Origin of the sequence: Arthrobacter sp. Hiyo1 (genome assembly GCF_001263615.2) — a bacterium.
GTDB lineage: Bacteria > Actinomycetota > Actinomycetes > Actinomycetales > Micrococcaceae > Arthrobacter.
Genome location: NZ_DF952469.1, coordinates 201,831 through 203,798 on the forward strand (window position 1 = coordinate 201,831; position 1,968 = coordinate 203,798).

Genomic DNA, 1,968 nt, shown 5'->3' on the forward strand with positions numbered 1-1,968 from the left:
ACCCGTCGGAGATGACAGCGGCGGCGATCCCGGTGCCGACCACCATCACCACGACGTTGCGAAAATCCCGGGCCGCTCCGAAACGGAATTCGGCTTCGGCGGCCGTGCTGACATCGTGCCCGAAGGAGACCGGCAGTCCGAGGCGTTGCGCGGCCTTTTCCCCAAAGGGAAAGTTCCGCCAGCCCAGGTTCGCCGAATAGATCCCCACTCCGGTGTCGGAGTCCACGATTCCCGGGACCACAATGCATGCTGCCTTCGCCGGGTGGGCGGGGAATTCAGCGGCAAATTCCGAGGCCAATGCCTCAACGGCGTCCAGGATCGCCTCGCCCGGCCGCAAAGGATCATGCGGCGTAGCCCTGCGGCGTAAACCCAGGACATTCCCGGCTGTGTCGACCAGGCCTGCCTTCAGATCGGTCCCTCCGACATCGAAGGCCAGGACTGCGGATTCAGCGGCTCCGAGAACCATGGGATTGCCTAGGCCGTGGCGTTCAGGACAACAGAGCGCGTGAGGTTACGCGGGAGGTCGGGATTGAGGCCGCGTACGCGTGCCCTCTCCAGCGTGACCTTATGGACCCGGGCCAGCTCGGCGAGCGGGTGCTTGCCGGTATTGACGTAAAGGGCGCCGGTGCGGCCCATGTCGGCGTCCAAGCCCTCGGGCTGCGGGCCGAAGATCCACGTCACCCGGCCAGGGGCGGCGATGGAAATGGGACCGTGCCGGTATTCCATTGCCGGGTAGGATTCGGTCCAGCCCTGAACTGCTTCGCGCATCTTGAGGCCTGCTTCGTGGGCCAGGCCAACGGTCCAGCCGGTACCGAGGAAGGTGAACTGTTCGGCGTCGAGCAACTCCTGGGAAACGGGCTCGGCCACTGCCGGACGGGCGTCCTCGATTGCCGTGCCGAGTTCGATGCCCAGGCTCGTCAGGAGGTACACGAGGGCGGTCGTGGCGAAGCGGGTCTGGACCACCGATTTCTCGTCCGCGTAGGGAAGGCCGATCACGGCGTCGGCCAGGGTGGTGATGGGTGAATTCACGTCGCCGATCACCGCGATAGTGCGGACTTTTCCACGCAAGGCTTCCAGGAGCTCAAGCACCTCCGTGGTGGTACCGGAGCGGGTAATGGCGATGACGGCGTCGTACTGGCGGCCCGCGCTGTTGTGATTGAGGAAGGCTTCGGACGCTGCGAACGCGTCGGTGACTCCCTTGCCTGCGGCTTCGCGGGCGGCGGCATAGCTTTGCGCCATGAACCATGAGGTACCGCAACCGACGACGGCGATCCGCTCGCCGTCGGCGGGAAGCAGGTGCTCCGCTTTGGATTGCTCGATGGCCCGCTGCCAGACCTCGGGCTGCGAAACAAGCTCTTCTTCCATGAAGGCCCCGAGGGTGTTGTTACTCATCGCACTTACCATTCCTGTCCGCGCTACTTCGACGCGCTCTTCAACACTCAACCATTTGACGTTTTATGATCCATATAAACACTAAACGATCATATTCAATCGCACAAGGATCGTGCGGCACCTCGGACACGCCCAAGCAAAAGCAGGGCCCCTCCATCTGGAGAGGCCCTGCCTGTGCTGCGAAAGCTGTGGGGAGAAGCGTTGCGGAGGCGCCGCTAGACAGCGCGGACGCCCGCCCGCCACACGGCGAAAGTCAGCGGGATACCGGGCCGGTACGCCAGGTGGGTCGCCGACGGCGCCTTGAGCATGTGCAGGTCGGCGCGGTGCCCGACGGTGATCGAGCCCACCGCCCGTTCGCCGTCGACGTCATTGCCTGACTCCCTGCCGAGCGCAAGCGCACCGCCATACGTAGCCGCCCGGACAGCTTCATGGACGCTTAGGTGCATCTGCAGCACCGCCGTGGTGACGCAGAAGGCGATGGAGCTCGTGTAGGAGGTGCCGGGGTTGCAGTTCGCGGCCAAGGCAATCTGCACCCCAGCGTCGATCAACGCCCTGCCCGGGGCGAGCGGCTGGCGG

General features: G+C 64.9%; 2 protein-coding genes and 1 pseudogene. All 3 read right to left on the reverse strand.

Annotated elements, in window-relative coordinates:
• Window positions 1-466: ROK family protein (locus AHiyo1_RS05565; RefSeq protein WP_113990572.1), on the reverse strand; the 466-nt coding region annotated here is incomplete at its 3' end.
• An 8-nt stretch (window positions 467-474) separates the two neighbouring features.
• Window positions 475-1,392 (reverse strand): SIS domain-containing protein, encoded by a 918-nt coding sequence (locus AHiyo1_RS05570; protein WP_059387877.1) that lies wholly within the window; start codon window positions 1,390-1,392, stop codon window positions 475-477.
• 215 nt (window positions 1,393-1,607) lie between these two features.
• Window positions 1,608-1,968, reverse strand: a pseudogene (locus AHiyo1_RS05575) (amidohydrolase family protein); the annotation flags it as partial.

Bases quoted from the DNA above. Each gene is read 5' to 3' on its own strand.
- AHiyo1_RS05570 (WP_059387877.1), bottom strand. From the start codon at position 1,392: ATGAGTAACAACACCCTCGGGGCCTTCATGGAAGAAGAGCTTGTTTCG.